The organism is Pseudoalteromonas translucida KMM 520 (assembly GCF_001465295.1).
Classification (GTDB): domain Bacteria; phylum Pseudomonadota; class Gammaproteobacteria; order Enterobacterales; family Alteromonadaceae; genus Pseudoalteromonas; species Pseudoalteromonas translucida.
Window position 1 is genome coordinate 2,730,462 of record NZ_CP011034.1, and the last position, 16,175, is coordinate 2,746,636.

13 protein-coding genes are annotated in these 16,175 nt (G+C 40.1%); 7 read left to right on the top strand and 6 right to left on the bottom strand.

Going from position 1 to position 16,175, the window contains the following annotated elements:
* Positions 1-45: 45 nt before the first annotated feature.
* From tyrS to PTRA_RS12610, 6 genes are all read right to left on the bottom strand, one after another.
* Complete coding sequence (gene tyrS, locus PTRA_RS12585; RefSeq protein WP_058374033.1) at positions 46-1,308, bottom strand: tyrosine--tRNA ligase; 1,263 nt, start codon at positions 1,306-1,308, stop codon at positions 46-48.
* Positions 1,309-1,488: 180 nt separating this feature from the next.
* Positions 1,489-2,283 (bottom strand): LuxR C-terminal-related transcriptional regulator, encoded by a 795-nt coding sequence (locus tag PTRA_RS12590; protein ID WP_058374034.1) that lies wholly within the window; start codon positions 2,281-2,283, stop codon positions 1,489-1,491.
* A 32-nt stretch (positions 2,284-2,315) separates the two neighbouring features.
* The gene (locus tag PTRA_RS12595; protein ID WP_058374035.1) at positions 2,316-3,317 is read right to left on the bottom strand and encodes a fatty acid desaturase; all 1,002 of its coding nucleotides are present in this window, start codon (positions 3,315-3,317) and stop codon (positions 2,316-2,318) included.
* A gap of 193 nt (positions 3,318-3,510) precedes the next feature.
* On the bottom strand, positions 3,511-4,812 hold the full coding sequence (locus PTRA_RS12600; RefSeq protein ID WP_058374036.1) for a M20 family metallopeptidase: 1,302 nt from the start codon (positions 4,810-4,812) through the stop codon (positions 3,511-3,513).
* Positions 4,813-5,063: 251 nt separating this feature from the next.
* On the bottom strand, positions 5,064-7,322 hold the full coding sequence (locus tag PTRA_RS12605) for a nitric-oxide reductase large subunit (protein ID WP_058374037.1): 2,259 nt from the start codon (positions 7,320-7,322) through the stop codon (positions 5,064-5,066).
* Between the two features lie 499 nt (positions 7,323-7,821).
* Positions 7,822-8,580, bottom strand: a complete 759-nt coding sequence (locus PTRA_RS12610; protein ID WP_058374038.1) for a DeoR/GlpR family DNA-binding transcription regulator — start codon at positions 8,578-8,580, stop codon at positions 7,822-7,824.
* 265 nt (positions 8,581-8,845) lie between these two features.
* Here PTRA_RS12610 and PTRA_RS12615 point away from each other — a divergent pair, with 265 nt between their 5' ends.
* The 7 genes from PTRA_RS12615 to PTRA_RS12645 all read left to right on the top strand — a co-directional run bounded on the left by PTRA_RS12615 (position 8,846) and on the right by PTRA_RS12645 (position 15,823).
* Positions 8,846-10,117, top strand: coding sequence for a porin (locus tag PTRA_RS12615; RefSeq protein WP_058374039.1), 1,272 nt, complete (start codon positions 8,846-8,848; stop codon positions 10,115-10,117).
* A complete protein-coding gene (locus PTRA_RS12620; RefSeq protein ID WP_058374040.1) occupies positions 10,117-10,311 on the top strand; it encodes a hypothetical protein in 195 nt (64 codons plus the stop codon). The genes PTRA_RS12615 and PTRA_RS12620 overlap by 1 nt, the downstream gene beginning before the upstream one ends.
* Before the next feature lie 324 nt (positions 10,312-10,635).
* Positions 10,636-11,541 (top strand): L-threonate dehydrogenase, encoded by a 906-nt coding sequence (gene ltnD, locus PTRA_RS12625; protein ID WP_058374041.1) that lies wholly within the window; start codon positions 10,636-10,638, stop codon positions 11,539-11,541.
* 2 nt (positions 11,542-11,543) lie between these two features.
* Positions 11,544-12,800 (top strand): 3-oxo-tetronate kinase, encoded by a 1,257-nt coding sequence (gene otnK, locus PTRA_RS12630; protein ID WP_058374042.1) that lies wholly within the window; start codon positions 11,544-11,546, stop codon positions 12,798-12,800.
* Positions 12,797-13,429 (top strand): 3-oxo-tetronate 4-phosphate decarboxylase, encoded by a 633-nt coding sequence (gene otnC, locus PTRA_RS12635; RefSeq protein ID WP_058374043.1) that lies wholly within the window; start codon positions 12,797-12,799, stop codon positions 13,427-13,429. The genes otnK and otnC overlap by 4 nt, the downstream gene beginning before the upstream one ends.
* 340 nt (positions 13,430-13,769) lie before the next feature.
* Entirely contained in the window at positions 13,770-14,858 is a 1,089-nt protein-coding gene (gene fbaA, locus PTRA_RS12640) for a class II fructose-bisphosphate aldolase (protein ID WP_058374044.1), read from the top strand.
* Entirely contained in the window at positions 14,855-15,823 is a 969-nt protein-coding gene (locus PTRA_RS12645) for a class 1 fructose-bisphosphatase (RefSeq protein ID WP_058374045.1), read from the top strand. The genes fbaA and PTRA_RS12645 overlap by 4 nt, the downstream gene beginning before the upstream one ends.
* Positions 15,824-16,175: the final 352 nt, after the last annotated feature.

Below are 16,175 nucleotides of genomic sequence, written 5' to 3' on the forward strand. Positions count from 1 at the left end.
GTTTTTTATTTCATAAAGTGTTCAATTCAGCACGTTTTTAACACTTTAAGCTAACTTAATAAGCCTAAATTGCTTTTTGCCTCGCTGTATTACCCAAAAACGATCAAACAGCGGAAAATCTAGCTGCGCGTGATCGTCTGTAATGGCCTCACCATTAATTTTAATCGCATTCGCGTTTATTAACTCACGCGCAGTACGCTTTGAGCTGGCCAGTTCACTTTTAACCAATAACTCAGCAATATTTATTTGCGCGTCGCTAATTGCGTGCACGGCTAGCCCATCTTGCTCTAATTGCTCAAGCTCTGCCAAGGTGAGTGTTTGCACTTGGCCGTTAAACAATAGTTGCGTAATGCGCTGCGCGCTTGCTAAGCCTTGTTCGCCATGTACAAAGCGGGTTAATTGCTCGGCTAAAATACCTTGCGCTTGAGGCTTTTGTTGGCTGGTAATGTCATTTGCTTCAATGGCTTCAATTTTTTTTACCGATAAAAAGGTGTAAAAACGCAAAAAGTTGTATACATCGGCATCGTCACAATTTAACCAAAATTGGTAAAAGCGATACGGTGAGGTTTTTTTCGGATCAAGCCAAATTGCGCCGCCTTCCGTTTTACCAAACTTAGTACCGTCTGATTTAGTAATAAGTGGCAAAGTTAATCCATACACAGTTTGCTTATTTAAGCGGCGGGTTAAATCAATCCCACTTACTATATTCCCCCACTGATCGTTGCCGCCAATTTGCACACTACAACCCAGTTCGCTATTTAATTTAGCAAAGTCGTACGACTGCAATAAAGTGTAACTAAATTCAGTAAACGATAAACCTTGATCAGGGCGTTGCAAACGTTGCTTTACCGACTCGCGGTTGATCATATTATTAATTGAAAAGTGCTTACCTACATCGCGAAAAAAATCTAACACTTCAATACCGCTAAACCAGTCGGCATTATTTTTTAATTGAATTGGCTCGCTTAAATGCGGGTTCATTACACTCTCTACTTGTGAGCTTAGATCTGCTACCCAGCCTTGTACGGTTTCTTTACTGTTTAAACTGCGCTCGGTGGCTTTAAAGCTTGGATCGCCAATTAACCCAGTTGCGCCACCAATTAATGCCACCGCTTTATGGCCGGCATCATTAAATCGCTTTAGCATTAGCAAAGGTACTAAGTGGCCAATATGTAAACTGCCCGCGGTAGGATCAAAACCACAATACACAACTTGCGAGGTTGCTAATAACTGCTCAAGCTGCGCTAAATCGCTAACCTGAGAAACCAAGCCGCGATGTGTAATATCTTCCAGTAATTGTGTTGTCATTGTACTTTTCCCACACACATGTGTTAATTAGTTAGGGTAAAAATACTAATTAAAGCAGCTAAGCAACCATATATCCCTAAAGGGATAGAAAGTACTTTATATTAATCAGTTTAAGTAGAAGCGCCGTTTAACGGTGTAAAAGTAGCATTAAAGCAAGGCAAGTGTTTATGCCAATAAACCTTATTCGCTAGTGATTAAGTGGTTTAAAAACAGCTGAAAAAACTCACTCAACGAAGACACTTTTAATTGTGCGTAAATACGTTTACGGTGGTTTTTAACTGTACCTAAGGTGATATTTAATTGCTTAGCAATATCGTTAGAATCGCAGCCTTGCACTAATAGCATAGCTATTTGTCGCTCGCGGGTGGTAAGTTGCTCGTTGGCAAAGGTATCTAAACCACGCTCAATTAATTGCCCTGTAGCGCTGGTAGTTAAAGGCCCAAGCAATAATAAGTTATTGCCCCAATGTTGGCGGCATAATGCTTTTATAAGGCTAAAATGAGCTATTAGAGTGCTTTTTTGTGCGGCGCTAAAACGTTGTTTGCTTTCTAAAAAACCTAAATAAATAACAATCCAGCGGCTTTCATCTGTGCGCACACTTATACTTAGCTCATCTACCCAACCGGTTTCGTTATAAAACTGTTGCTGGTACTGGGTATAAGCTGCTAAGTCTTTATTTGCGCTGATATCGACTAACCGATACACGCCTTCATGGCCATTTTTTGACAGTTCAATATAAAAGGGATCATTAATAAACGAGTTGGTTAAATAGCGCTGAAACAATAACTCACGGCGAGTATCTATCGAGTCGTATAAATAAATGGGGTGTTTATGGGCTCTGCAGCCTAAAATCACCGCGCAGTCAAATTGCACTAAATGAGCAATATAGTTCACTATTTTTTGTGCAAAACCAGTTGAATTGATTGCTTCAACACATTGCGCAATTAGCTCATTTTCAGTGGGTTTTGCAATCATTACTGCCACGGTGTTTTAGTTAAATTAAAAGTTTAATTGGCGTTAGCATTATAAAAATTTGCCTGTTTAATACTGGCAAAGTCATTAAAACGCACGCCATGTTCGCGCATTACATTTAGCACTTTTTTACTTAGCATTTGGCGTAAATAAAACGGCTGATTTGGCACAAAATGATGAATACTGTGGGTTTTACCAAAATTAAAGCAAAACAAGTGAAACGGCATAAATACTCGACTGGTTAACACATGGGTTTGCTCCAGCATATTGGTTACACCGCCATAGTAATGCATGCACGAGGTAACAAAATTTAGCGAGCTCGAGCGCACAATATTAGGCACAATTAACACCACCATTAAAAACTCAAATAACGACATAGTGCTTAATAACCAAGCCGGCGAGCTTTGTGCAAGCCCAGTAAATAAGTTAACACCATGAAATATAATTACGCTGTATAAAACAATAAAGTAAGCGGTGGTAATAGGAAAACCGGCATTAAATATCTTAAAAAAGTGAAAGCCTTTAATCTCTTTAGAAAAGCGTTTGGCGTTAATTAATAAGCCTAATAAGCCATCCACAATAACCAGCGCGCGTAACAAAGGGTTTTTAATACCATTACCCACTAAACGCTCTTCTAGGTCTTGTTGTGTGCCTGAAGTTTTATGATGGTGTAAATGTAACTTACGACGATACCAAGGGCTGATAGTATTAGGGCGCATTAACCACACAGTTAGCATCATAAAATTATGCATAAATGGCTGATTACTAAAATACTGTTTATGAATTAAATCATGCTCTAACTCATGCGAAATAGACGCAGCCATAGCAGCTAAAATAATACATAACCACGCAGGAATAATGGCTAAATAATATAAAAAGCCAACCCCAACTAATGCCCCAAGAGATAACAGTAAAATAACTAATCCCAAGGTATTTTGATGCGTTAATAATGGATGCTTAGCGCGTAGCTTCGTCTCTTCAGCCTTAATCGCTTTAACAATGGCTTGAATATTTTCTTTTGCACTTAAATGAGTCATAAATTACAACCGATCAATTATGTTGGGGCGGATAATACCCGAACTGGTAAAAAAAACACCTTTGAGAGTACTTTCTTATGCTCTTTGATACTAGTTGCTAATGCTTTTACACGCTAATTACTGCAAAAATAACACGGGCGCTCCTCTATTAGCGCCCGTAATTTATTTAACCCTAGCGTGAGCCAAGTTTAAGTTAGTTTTTTTGCTGTGCAGCTAAATAGTCAATCGCCAGCTGGCTCATTGCTTTAGTGCCCACTTTAAGCGTTGACTCATCAACATAAAAGTACGGCGAATGGTTGGTTGGTGCCGTTTTAGCATCTTGCCCTGTTGGCGTGCCGCCTAAAAACAAAAATAAACCCGGTACTTGCTGAGCATAAAAAGAAAAGTCTTCTGCACCGGTAACTTTAGGCACATCAAACAGATTATCTTTGCCTACTATATTTTTAAGTGTTGGCAGCATTTGCGCGGTAAGCTCTGGGTTATTAATCGTTACAGGGTAACCTTTAAAAATATTTACCTGTGCTTCGGCCCCCGACGCTTTAGCAATATGCGTAGCTGTAGTGGTTAATTTTTCAAAAATTTGTTGGCGGTTATCCATATCAAAATTACGAATAGTACCTACCATTTCTACACTATCGGGAATAATATTATTACGTACGCCGCCGGCTATTTTACCAAACGAGATAATGGCAGGCTCTTTAGTTATATCTATTTGACGACTAACAATGTGATTAACCCCTGAGACAATTTGCGCAGCAACTGAAATAGGATCGACCCCACCCCAAGGCGATGAACCATGTGTTTGTTTACCTTTTACCGTTATTTCGAAGCGATCGGCACTGGCCATAATTGGGCCACTACGATAGCCAATTTGGCCGCTGTTTAATCCCGCCATAACATGAATGCCAAACGCCACATCGGGTTGATACTTTTTAAATATCCCCTCTTTTAGCATTAACTCAGCTCCGCCCTCTTCGCCTTGTGGCGCGCCTTCTTCCGCTGGCTGAAACACAAACATAATATCGCCGTGTAATTCATTTTTTACAGCGGCTAATACTTCAGCTGCACCCATTAGCATAGCCACATGCGTGTCGTGCCCACAGGCATGCATAACCCCAACATCAACCCCATTATACTTGGTAGTTACCAGTGATTTAAAAGGCACATCGGCTTTTTCGGTTACTGGCAGTGCATCCATATCAGCACGCAGCATTACTGTTGGCCCCGGCTTACCGCCTTTTAAAATCCCCACTACACCAGTGTAGGCAATGTCGGTTTCAACCTGCATCCCCAAGGCCTTTAAATGGTGAGCTACAATCGCAGCGGTACGTGTTTCGCGGTTGCTTAACTCTGGGTGCTGATGAAAATCGCGACGCCATTCAATCACCTTATCTTCAACCTGGTTTATCTGTTTATCGATATTAATATTTGCACTGGCATTAAATGCCCCTAGGCTTGATAAGCCAATAGCTAATGAGATTAATGAGCGTTTCATCTGTGTTCCTTTTTATTATCTGCCTTTAGCAACACTGCGCAGTGCTGTTATAGAACATTTTGACGTGTGTAAGTAGATAATGCGCAATGCACTGAGCAATGCAAATAATTACCTTGTTATTTTGAGCTGTTATGCAAAATATTTAACAAACTACATAGTAACCAAAACTCACTAGAGTAAAAACACCAATAAAAAATGACGCTGTTTAGCGTCATTTTTGTTTAACTTTATTTTATATATTTACAATATAACTAGGGCGTTTTAACTGCTTTTTCTGGCGAGCTAAATACCCCTTTAACAACTTGCCAAGTAACCGCTAATGCGCCCACCATAAATACTACATCGCCAATAGTGCGCACCCAACGTAGCGTTACCAAAGTATCGCTTTGCATTAATGCTTCGCTACGTGCATACCAAAGTCCCTCTGATGCGCTGGCAACAAATTGAATAATACCAACCGGTAATAAACTAGTGAATAGCATTAACGCTAGCCCTATATTCATCCACCAAAAAGAGGTTTTCATTAAGCCTTCATCAAATTTTAAATGCGGGCGAATGTATCTTAATATGAGTAGTGTAAAGCCCAACGCTAAAAAGCCATAAACGCCAAATAAGGCTGCATGGGCATGTGTTGCTGTGGTATTAAGTCCTTGAATATAATACAAAGCAATTGGTGGGTTGATCATAAAGCCCAGCACACCTGCACCTAACATATTCCAAAACGCAACGGCTACAAAATACATAGTTGGCCATTTAACATTTTCCATCCAAGGCGCACGCGTTTTAAATTTATAATGCTCCCACGCTTCATGACCAAGCACTATAAGTGGTACTACTTCAAGCGCACTAAAGGTTGCACCTACAGCCATAACCGGTGTAGTTGTACCCGAAAAGTACAAGTGATGGAAAGTCCCCGGAACACCGCCTAACATAAACAGCGAAGCAGACGCTAACGAAGCCACTGTAGCCATACGTTTAGACACTAAACCCATATTAAAAAATATAAAGGCCAGTGCAGTTGTGGCAAATACTTCAAAGAAACCTTCTACCCATAAATGCACAATCCACCAGCGCCAATATTCCATTACTGAAATATGCGTACGCTCGCCGTAGAAAAAACCCGCACCATAAAATAAGCCAATCGCAATTACCGACAGCATAAATAAGACCAGTAAGTTTTTATCACCCTCTTTATTTAAAGTGGGTGTAATACAACGCATCATTAATACTAACCACAGCAATATTCCAACAAACTTACCAATTTGCCATAGTCGTCCTAAATCAATGTATTCATAGCCCTGATGGCCTAACCAAAAGTTTAGTTCTGGCGGCATTATTTGCGCAATTGCTAAGTACTGACCAATAAACGAGCCAACGACTACCAATACTAACGCCCAAAACAATACATCAACACCCAGCTTTTGAAATTTAGGATCTTCGCCACCATTAATAATTGGAGCTAAAAACAAACCTGCCGCTAAAAAGCCTGTTGCAATCCAAAATAACGCCGACTGAATATGCCAAGTTCGCACTAAACTATAGGGGAACCATTCAGAGGTTTGCACGCCATAAAAGCCCTGCCCTTCAACGGTATAATGAGCGGTAAATGCCCCTACAAATATTTGAAAGGTAAACAAGGCTACAATTAAAAATAAGTATTTACCTAAAGATTTTTGCGAAGGCGTTAAGTTAAAAGATAAAATAGGATCTGTTTTTGGCACGATTGGCTCTTCGTCATCCTGCCTGCGTAAAAATGCCCACGCCCACACTAATGCTCCAATTCCTGCAACCAGTAACACAATACTGACCAGCGACCATACTATGTTTTCGGTAGTGGGTTTATTATCAATTAATGGCTCATGCGGCCAGTTATTGGTATAGGTTGCATTCCCATCTAAACGCTCAGTAGATGCCGCCCAAGCCGTCCAAAAGAAAAACTCGTTTAAACGCGCTCTGCGCTCAGCACTGGGCAAAGTAACTTCTTTCATTGCATAGTTAGCACGGGTTTGCTGTAGCTCAGCTGCGCCACCAAACAACGCATTATAATAATCACTGGTTTGCGCTATTGCCTGCATACGTCGCGACGACAAGCTCACAGTGTTGGCTTCTGTATTATAAGTGTTTGTTCTATAATCTTTTTTAAGATCATAGCGCAGCATATGTTGCTGCTGCTCATTGAGTTCATCGTATGCTGCACCAAATTGATCTTGTGCAGCTAAATTTAACCAACTCACTAGCTCGCGATGCAACCAGTCAGCGGTCCAATCTGGCGCTTGATAAGCTCCATGCCCCCAAACCGAACCTAATTGCATGCCACCAACAGATTGCCAAGCAGTTTGCCCGTCAAGTATTTGCTCCTCTGTGGTTAACACTTTGCCACTTTCTGATACAAACGCGGCTGGTATTGGCGGTGCTTCACGGTAAATTTCTGTGCCGTAGTAACCTAATAATGAAAAGGTGACTGCGACGACTCCTAAAAGGGCCCACCATAACCTTTTATATTCTCTCATTATTACTCTCCTGTTAAATGTACATGACGCAATTTTATGGCGAAGCTTTATATTACTGATGTAACTATTGATAACTTATAAAGCGATCTTTGCAAATCAATAAACTAGTAAGCCGTTTTAGCAACTGAGGGTTATTTGTAATACGATAAATTCCTTTCAGCTTACTCTTAACATACAGTAAATATTTGAGCAGAATATGTGTCCAGATCAACATAATCGCCGTTAGCGACAATAAAAAAGATTACACGATAGAGTTTTAAAGTTACTTAATGAGTGTTGTGCAAAAATTAAGTGCACTAGGCTATATTAATAACCCCAAGGAAAAGTGGTGGGTTCAAGCTAAATCGTGCTAGAACATATAAAGATGCATTCAATGCTTTGCACAAGCAAAGGAAAGCTTTTTAGTTACTGAGATCTGTACAAGATGAGTGGTTTTATAAACGGATAAAATAAAACGGTATTTAATAAAATACCGTTTACTCCGCTGCTACTATTAAAATCAGCCTACGGCTACTTGAATGCCTTTTTCTTCAAGCTCATTACGGACACTTTCTGGAAAAGCGCTATCGGTTATAATTATATCAAAGCATTCAATATCGAGTGCGTGGAAGGTGCCGATCTTTCCATATTTAGATGAATCTGATATTAAAATTATCTTTTGTGCAGCCTTAGCAACTGCTTTTTTAATGATAACTTTTGGTTCACTCGGCGTAGAAAGTCCTCGTAAGTTCCAAGACGAAGTAGAAACAAACGCGACGTCTATATTCATGCCATTTAAAAAATCGGCCACTTTGCTGCCCACACTCGATTGATTATCACGATCGACACGGCCACCTGTATGGTAAAGTTCACTCGAACTATGTTTCATTAAATACATGGCAATCATAAAGTCGTTAGTAATAAAGAGTAAATCATTTCGAGGTGCTAAATGACGTGCAATTTCAAGTGAAGTGGTACCAGCATCAAGATAAACCGATGCATTTTCAGGCACAAATTGACTTGCTAGTTTGCCAATTACTGCTTTTTCTGCGGCATTCTGGTGCGCTTTCGCGTCATGAGATGGCTCATTATGTAATATTGTAGTTAACTGCACTCCCCCTGATACCGATAATACTTTGCCATCTTTTTCTAACTTTGCAATATCACGACGAATAGTCATGTGAGATACCGCAAGATTATCAACTAATTCATTGATACTAATAACATCTTGCTGTGAAAGTAATGATAAAATTATTTTATGGCGCTCTGCTGGGATCATAATGGCTAATGTCAGTTATTATTTTGTAGCTATCTTATCAACTCAACCTGCAACTGTGAAGTTATGCTTGTTATTGTTAAATAACTTTATTTTCCTGTAATTTCATTCGTACTTTCAACAATTTTTATATTTTTTCATGCCTAAAATGTTACCAATTGGTAAGTTGTGTGAATAAACTGCTTGACGACATTAAAATCCAAACATATAGTCACAACAATTAACGAGGATTAACACATAGAGCCAATATCTCAATAAAGGAAAGTACATGAACAATCAAATACCCTTCAATAAAAAATTACTTACTGGCGTATTACTGGCAGGTCAACTTTGTTTTATAAATAGTGTTGCTGCACAAGAAAATGGCTCAAATACCAATGAAAGACTCGAACAGCTTATTATAAAACAACAGCAGCAATTAGAAGCTTTAAAGCAAGAAGTTAACCTACTAAAAAACAAAAGCAATGATAATGTAGACGTCACTATGCAAGTGCCTGCAATACCACAAAGTAAGGTAGTTCATGCCGACCCTAAGGCTAAAACTAAGCTTGTTGTATCTGGCTGGGTAAACCAAATGCTATCGGTTGTTGATGATGGTGAAAGCGTTGATGCTTACATTGTTGATAATGACTTTGCTGAAAGCAGAATTAAATTTTTAGGTACTGTTGCAGCCAGTGATGATATGACTATAGGCGCAAAAATTGAGCTTACTATTGCACCTAATAAATCTGGTAACGTAAGTCAAACGAACCAGGATGTTAATAATATTTTCGATCAACGATACACTGAGGTATATCTAGAAAGTCAGCGCTACGGCAAGCTATCGCTAGGCAAAGGCTTCACCCCATCACATTCAAGCGCATTAAGAGACCTATCTGGCACAGCACTTATTGCTAGTGCAAACGTGACGGATCAAGCCGGCGGTTTATTTTTTAGAGAACGTAATAGTGGCGCTTTAACTGATATTAGGATCCTCGATGGCTTTAATAGTTTTGATGGCCTAAACCGACGCAATCGCCTGCGTTACGATACACCTACTTTTAATGGCTTTAGCTTAGCTACATCTATTATTAGCGATAGTCGATACGATGCAACGCTATCGTACGAAGGACAAGGTAACGGGCTTAAAGTGATTGGCGCAGCCGCTATTGCTGAACCTAATTTGACCAATGCTGATTTACAATATGATGGCTCTGTTTCGGTACTTCATGAAAATACAGGGTTAAATTTAACGCTCTCTGGTGGTATGTTAGAGCGTGAAAACCAAGATAACCCTAGTAATCTATTCGCTAAATTTGGTTTAATTAGAAATTATACGAGCTACGGCCAAACCGCTTTTTCGCTTGATTACACACGCTCAAAACACCTACCTAATGAAGGAAGCGAAAGTACAGCCTATGGGTTAAGCACTGTGCAACAATTAAATAAATTCGGTACTGAAGTGTATGCCTCATACCGCATCTATTCACTAGATTTAGATATGGGCAACGACGTTAACGATATTCAGGTGCTATCTGTAGGAGCAAGGGTGAAATTTTAATGAACATATTAAATAAAAAAACGCGGCAAATATTCCTACTCCTTGGCGTAATTATGCTTGCTGGGTGTAGTGGTCTTAAACCTTATCAATGGCATGATGAACGTGAAGAGGGTTTAAAAACAGGCCTTTTTAGCGGCGCTGATGGCGAGTTTGTTATTTTAGATAATACTAACGAAAAAATAACCGTAAAATAAACGAATTAAAAATATGACATAACAAAGCTAATCACACTTTTACCCGTTAAAAGTATGATTAGCTTTAGTTAAGGCGTGTTGACCTTGGCAGTATTAAGCCATTTAAAACAAATTATATTTACCTCCTTCCATAGCTACTATTTTTAACTACCTATATTCCACATAAATTCACAACACAACCTAATACTTGAAAGTACTAATCCATGACTAAATGGTCGGTTTTATAAGCTAAAGTGCTTGACGACCAAATCACCTTAACATATAGTCACAATAGTTAACTATATTTAACACAAAGCACATACACGTTTAAAACGAGGTGAATAAATGAATGAACAACCAATCAAATCAGTCGCTGTTATAGGCCTTGGCTCCATGGGAATGGGCGCAGCTCAGTCGTGTGTGCGTGCAGGACTTGATGTATACGGTGTTGATTTAAACCTTGAAGCGCTAAAAACATTAAAAGAATATGGCGCTAAAGCGGTATCAAGCAACGCGAATGATTTTGCCAAAGACCTAGATGCGGTACTTTTACTGTTAATTAATGCAAAACAAGTAAAGTCTGTATTGTTTGACTCTGGCCTTGCTAGCGCCCTTAAGCCAAACACAGCCGTTATGGTATCAGCTACTATTTCTGCCCAAGACGCTAAAGACATTGCAGCGAGTTTAGCTGAATATCAGCTTATTATGTTAGACGCCCCGGTATCTGGCGGCGCAATAAAAGCAGCTAGCGGTGAAATGACTATTATGGCATCAGGCTCAGCAGCAGCCTTTACTAAACTTGCGCCTGTTTTAGAGGCAACCGCCGCAAAAGTTTACAACATAGGCCTTGAAATAGGGCTAGGCGCAACGGTAAAAATTATTCACCAGCTATTAGCGGGTGTACATATAGCAGCAGGTGCTGAAGCAATGGCATTAGCTGCACGGGCAAATATTCCTTTAGATCTTATGTACGATGTTGTAACAAATGCAGCCGGTAATTCGTGGATGTTCGAAAACCGCATGAAACATGTGGTTGACGGTGACTATTCTCCTAACTCTATGGTTGATATTTTTGTTAAGGATTTAGGCTTAGTGTCAGAAACCGCGCGAGATCTCGAGTTCGAACTTCCTCTCACTAGCACCGCGCTTAACATGTTTACCAGCGCCAGTAATGCCGGTTTTGGCAAAGAAGACGACAGTGCCGTTATAAAAATTTTTAAAGGTATTGAGTTACCTGGTGTGGAGAGCTAATTATGTTACTTGGTGTAATTGCAGACGACTTTACCGGAGCAACCGACATTGCTGGTTTCCTCGTTGAACATGGTATGCGTACGGTACAACTTAACGATGTACCTCACAGTAACACTGTGGTTGACGCGGATGCGGTTGTCGTAAGCCTTAAAACGCGCTCTTGCCCTGTAGAGCAAGCAATAGAGCAAAGCTTAGCCGCATTAAAATGGCTACAACAGCAAGGTTGTCAGCAGTTTTATTTCAAATATTGTTCAACCTTCGATAGTACGGCTAAAGGTAATATTGGCCCGGTAACCGACGCTTTATTAGCGGCACTCGGTGAGTCTTTCACTATTGTCTGCCCTGCTTTGCCAGTGAATGGCCGCACCGTATTTAACGGTCACTTATTTGTACTTGGCGAGCCGCTTAATGAGTCGGGTATGCGTAACCACCCGGTAACGCCAATGACCGATTCAAGCTTGGTGCGCTTAATGAATAGCCAGTCGCAAGGAGAAGCCGGTTTAGTAAATTACCAAACCATTGAACAAGGCGCTGAGGCCATTACTAATCAGTTTGCTGAGCTACAAAGTGCCGGTAAACGCTATGCTGTGGTTGATGCCTTTAATAGTGCACATTTAGCAACCCTAGGTAAAGCGGCTAAGTCGCTAAAATTAGTGACTGGCGGCTCTGGATTAGCAGCCGGCATTGCAAAAAACTGGCAGCAGCAACTACAAGATCAAAACGACACTAAAGCCGCTGGCTTGCCAAGCAAAGCGCCTAGCGTTGTATTATCGGGTTCGTGCTCGCTAATGACCAACAAGCAAGTTTTACGCTATCAAACCCTTGCCCCGCACTTTGCCGTAGATGTAGAGGCGTGCATGAATAATACACTCTATGTGCAACACGCGTTTGATTGGGTAGTAAATAATCTTGATGGCAAATTTGCCCCTATGGTTTATGCCACGCAACCTGCTGCACAGCTAAAAGCAATTCAAGCTAAATATGGTGCACATGCATCGAGTGAAGCAGTAGAGTTATTTTTTAGCAAACTTGCTTATTTACTAAAAGAATTTGGCATACAAATTTTTATTGTTGCTGGCGGTGAAACGTCAGGCACGGTAACACAAAGCCTTGCTGTAAAAGGTTTTCATATTGGCCCTCAAATCGCCTCAGGTGTGCCTTGGGTAAAGTCTATTGATGGTTCGTTATCACTAGCACTTAAATCAGGTAATTTTGGCGATGAGTTGTTTTTTGAAAAGGCACAGGAGTTTTATTTATGACAGAACAAGATCTTAGAGAGAAAATGGTAAGCTTAGCGCTTTCTATGTTTCAGCGCGGCTATGCGACAGGCGGAGCGGGTAACCTATCTCTTAAATTACCCGACGGTAACTTTTTAGCTACGCCAACAGGCGCATCATTTGGCCGCTTAGTAGCTGATGAGCTTTCTGTTGTAGACATAAACGGTACTCTTATTTCGGGTAAACGTGCCTCTAAAGAAGTGGCTTTTCATTTAGAAATTTACCGCAACAGCCCTGACTGTAACGCCATTGTGCATTTACACTCTACTTACCTTACTGCGCTGTCTTGCTTAGAAACGCTGGATCCTGATAATGCCATTCGCCCATTTACACCGTATTACGTAATGCGTGTTGGCCAATTACCTGTGATCCCCTATTTACGCCCAGGCGAGCCACGTATTGCTGAAGAGCTCGGTAAGCTCGCTCCTCATCATCGCGCATTTTTGTTAGCTAATCATGGTCCAGTGATCACCGGCAGCGATATAGAAGATGCTGTAGACAATGCAGAAGAATTAGAAGAAACAGCCAAGTTAATGTTTATCCTAAATAACCACCCTGTTCGTTATTTAACACATGCTGAAGTAGATGATCTCAAAGGCAGAGGCAAGTAGTAAGCTATTTGCAGCAAGCCTCTCCGCACTTTTTAATGGTGTGAATTATCTAAAATAACTTGATAAAACACACCAAACAAAATTAAAGCTATAAATTTTTACAAGTTGAAGTTTAGTTGCAAACTATTCTAATCACTGGTTTTAGCATTAACTTTAGCAAAAAAAGTTGCGCATTTTTCTACCTCTTTATTTAGCACTATACTAATTTTAACTAAAAATACTTATACCGTTAATTAATCTATTTATATTTTAATAATCAGTAGTACGTTTTCTATTACTATTAAAAATTTCACTTATTTATAGAAACCACAATTAGCAATCTACAAAATACGGATAAACAATGAACAATTTAATTAATCTAGTCCCTGCTGGTGTTGTTAGTGGGGAGCATTTAAATACTTTATATCGTGTTGCCCGTGAAAATAACTATGCCTTTCCTGCGGTCAATGTTGTTAGCACTAACTCTATTAATGCTGCGCTAGAAGCTGCATCCTTATGTAAGTCACCGATTATTATTCAATTATCACATGGTGGGGCGGCATTTTTTGTAGGCAAAGGGGTGCCTCTTAAAGATCACCGACCCGCAATTACTGGCGCCATTGCAGCAGCCCATTATGTGCATGCTGTGGCAAAGCATTATGGTATTCCTGTGGTACTTCATACCGATCATGCCGCTAAAAAGTTGCTACCTTGGATAGATGGCCTATTAGAGGCCGGTGAAGCGTATTTCAAACTTCATGGGAAACCGTTATTTAGCTCACACATGTTAGATTTATCTGAAGAAACGCTCACTGAAAATATCGAAACCTGTCAGCAGTACCTATCTCGTATGGCAAAAATTAATATGGGGATAGAAATTGAGCTTGGCTGTACCGGTGGTGAAGAAGATGGGGTTGATAATTCACACCTAGACTCGTCATTACTTTACACTCAACCTGAAGATGTCGCTTATGCTTACCAACAATTAAGCCAAGTGAGCGATTGTTTTACTATTGCCGCTTCATTTGGCAATGTCCATGGAGTGTACAAACCAGGTAATGTGAAGCTGACTCCAGAAATATTAAAAAACTCCCAAGCATTTGTGAGCAACAAATTTGGTTTGGCGCACAACAGTTTAAACTTTGTTTTTCATGGTGGCTCAGGCTCTGCAGCAACCGAAATTACTGAAGCCATTGGCTATGGGGTAATAAAAATGAACATTGATACTGATACCCAATGGGCTTGCTGGGAAGGCGTTAGTAATTACTATAAAGAAAACTCAGCCTACCTACAAAGCCAAATTGGTAACCCCGATGGTGATGATCTCCCCAATAAAAAGCACTACGATCCGCGCGTATGGCTACGCAAAGTTGAGCAATCAATGGCGCAGCGTTTAGCTATTTCATTTAAAGAGCTTAATTGCCTAAATAGGTATGAGGAAAAAGCATGAAACGGTTAATCCCATGTTTAGAGCAAGACAAAGTTGAAATTGAATTAATTTTACTCATTAAAACCATACTAACAGCCTGTAAAGAAATTTCATTTCGGGTAGGCCAAGGAGCACTGTCTAATGTGTTGGGCTCTACCCTTGATGAAAATATTCAAGGTGAAACGCAAAAAAAGCTAGATGTTATTAGTAATCAGCTACTCAAAGATATGTTATTAGAAAGTGGTAAAGTCAGGACTATAGCCTCTGAAGAGGAAGACTATGTTGTTGCCGCTACTGAGAATGCACCTTATATTGTTGCCTTTGATCCCCTTGACGGCTCTTCTAATATCGACATTAATGGTCAAATAGGCACTATTTTTACTATTTATCGCGCTAAAAACGATGTTGCTGCTGATAGTGAATTACAATTTGCACAAAAAGGTTCTGAACAAGTATGTGCTGGTTATGTGTTATATGGCCCATCGACTATGCTGGCGCTTACTACGGGTGGCCCATCTCGCTTATACACCTTAGACAAAACACAAGGTTGTTACTTATTAACCACCGAAAAACTAACGATAGCGACTGATACGCAAGAGTTTTCGGTGAACATGTCTAATTTTCATCAATGGTCAGCTGGCTTTAGTGATTATATTAATGACCTGCTTTTAGGTGAAAGTGGCGTGCGTGCTAAAAAATTTAACATGCGCTGGAACGGCGCTATGGTGGGTGATATGCATCGGGTGTTATCCCGTGGTGGTATTTTTTGTTATCCCAACGATATTAACAAGCCTGAACAGCCCGCTAAGCTACGTTTATTATACGAAGCAAATCCAATGGCTATGTTAGTCGAGAACGCTAATGGCAAAGCATATACAGAGCATGAACGTATTTTAGATATACTTCCCTCTCACATTCACCAACGCGTAGCCGTTGTTATGGGCTCGACTAATGAAGTAAATAAATGTTTAACGTATTTAAAGTAACGCTAGATACGTTAGGTATCTGAGTCACCCTGAGCAGCTACATACTATTGCCAAATTAAGGCGAGCTATGTAGCTCATATCACTCTTTGGGCTCGGGCTTATTTTATTAAACTAATTGGCAGCATGCTGATAACTGAGCAGATGTTAATTTTAACTATTTAAATCTGCTTTTCACTAAAGCCCAGCTCAGTGATGTATTTTAACTTCCTTCTGCTTTAGTTATATAACTATAAAAACGAAGCACTAAGTCACACATTATCTCAATTTCATCTCGACTCTTGATTAGCACACAGCAAAATAAAAATTAATTTCGGCGCTCATTTACTCCCATGATTAAAAGTGTGAATTTATG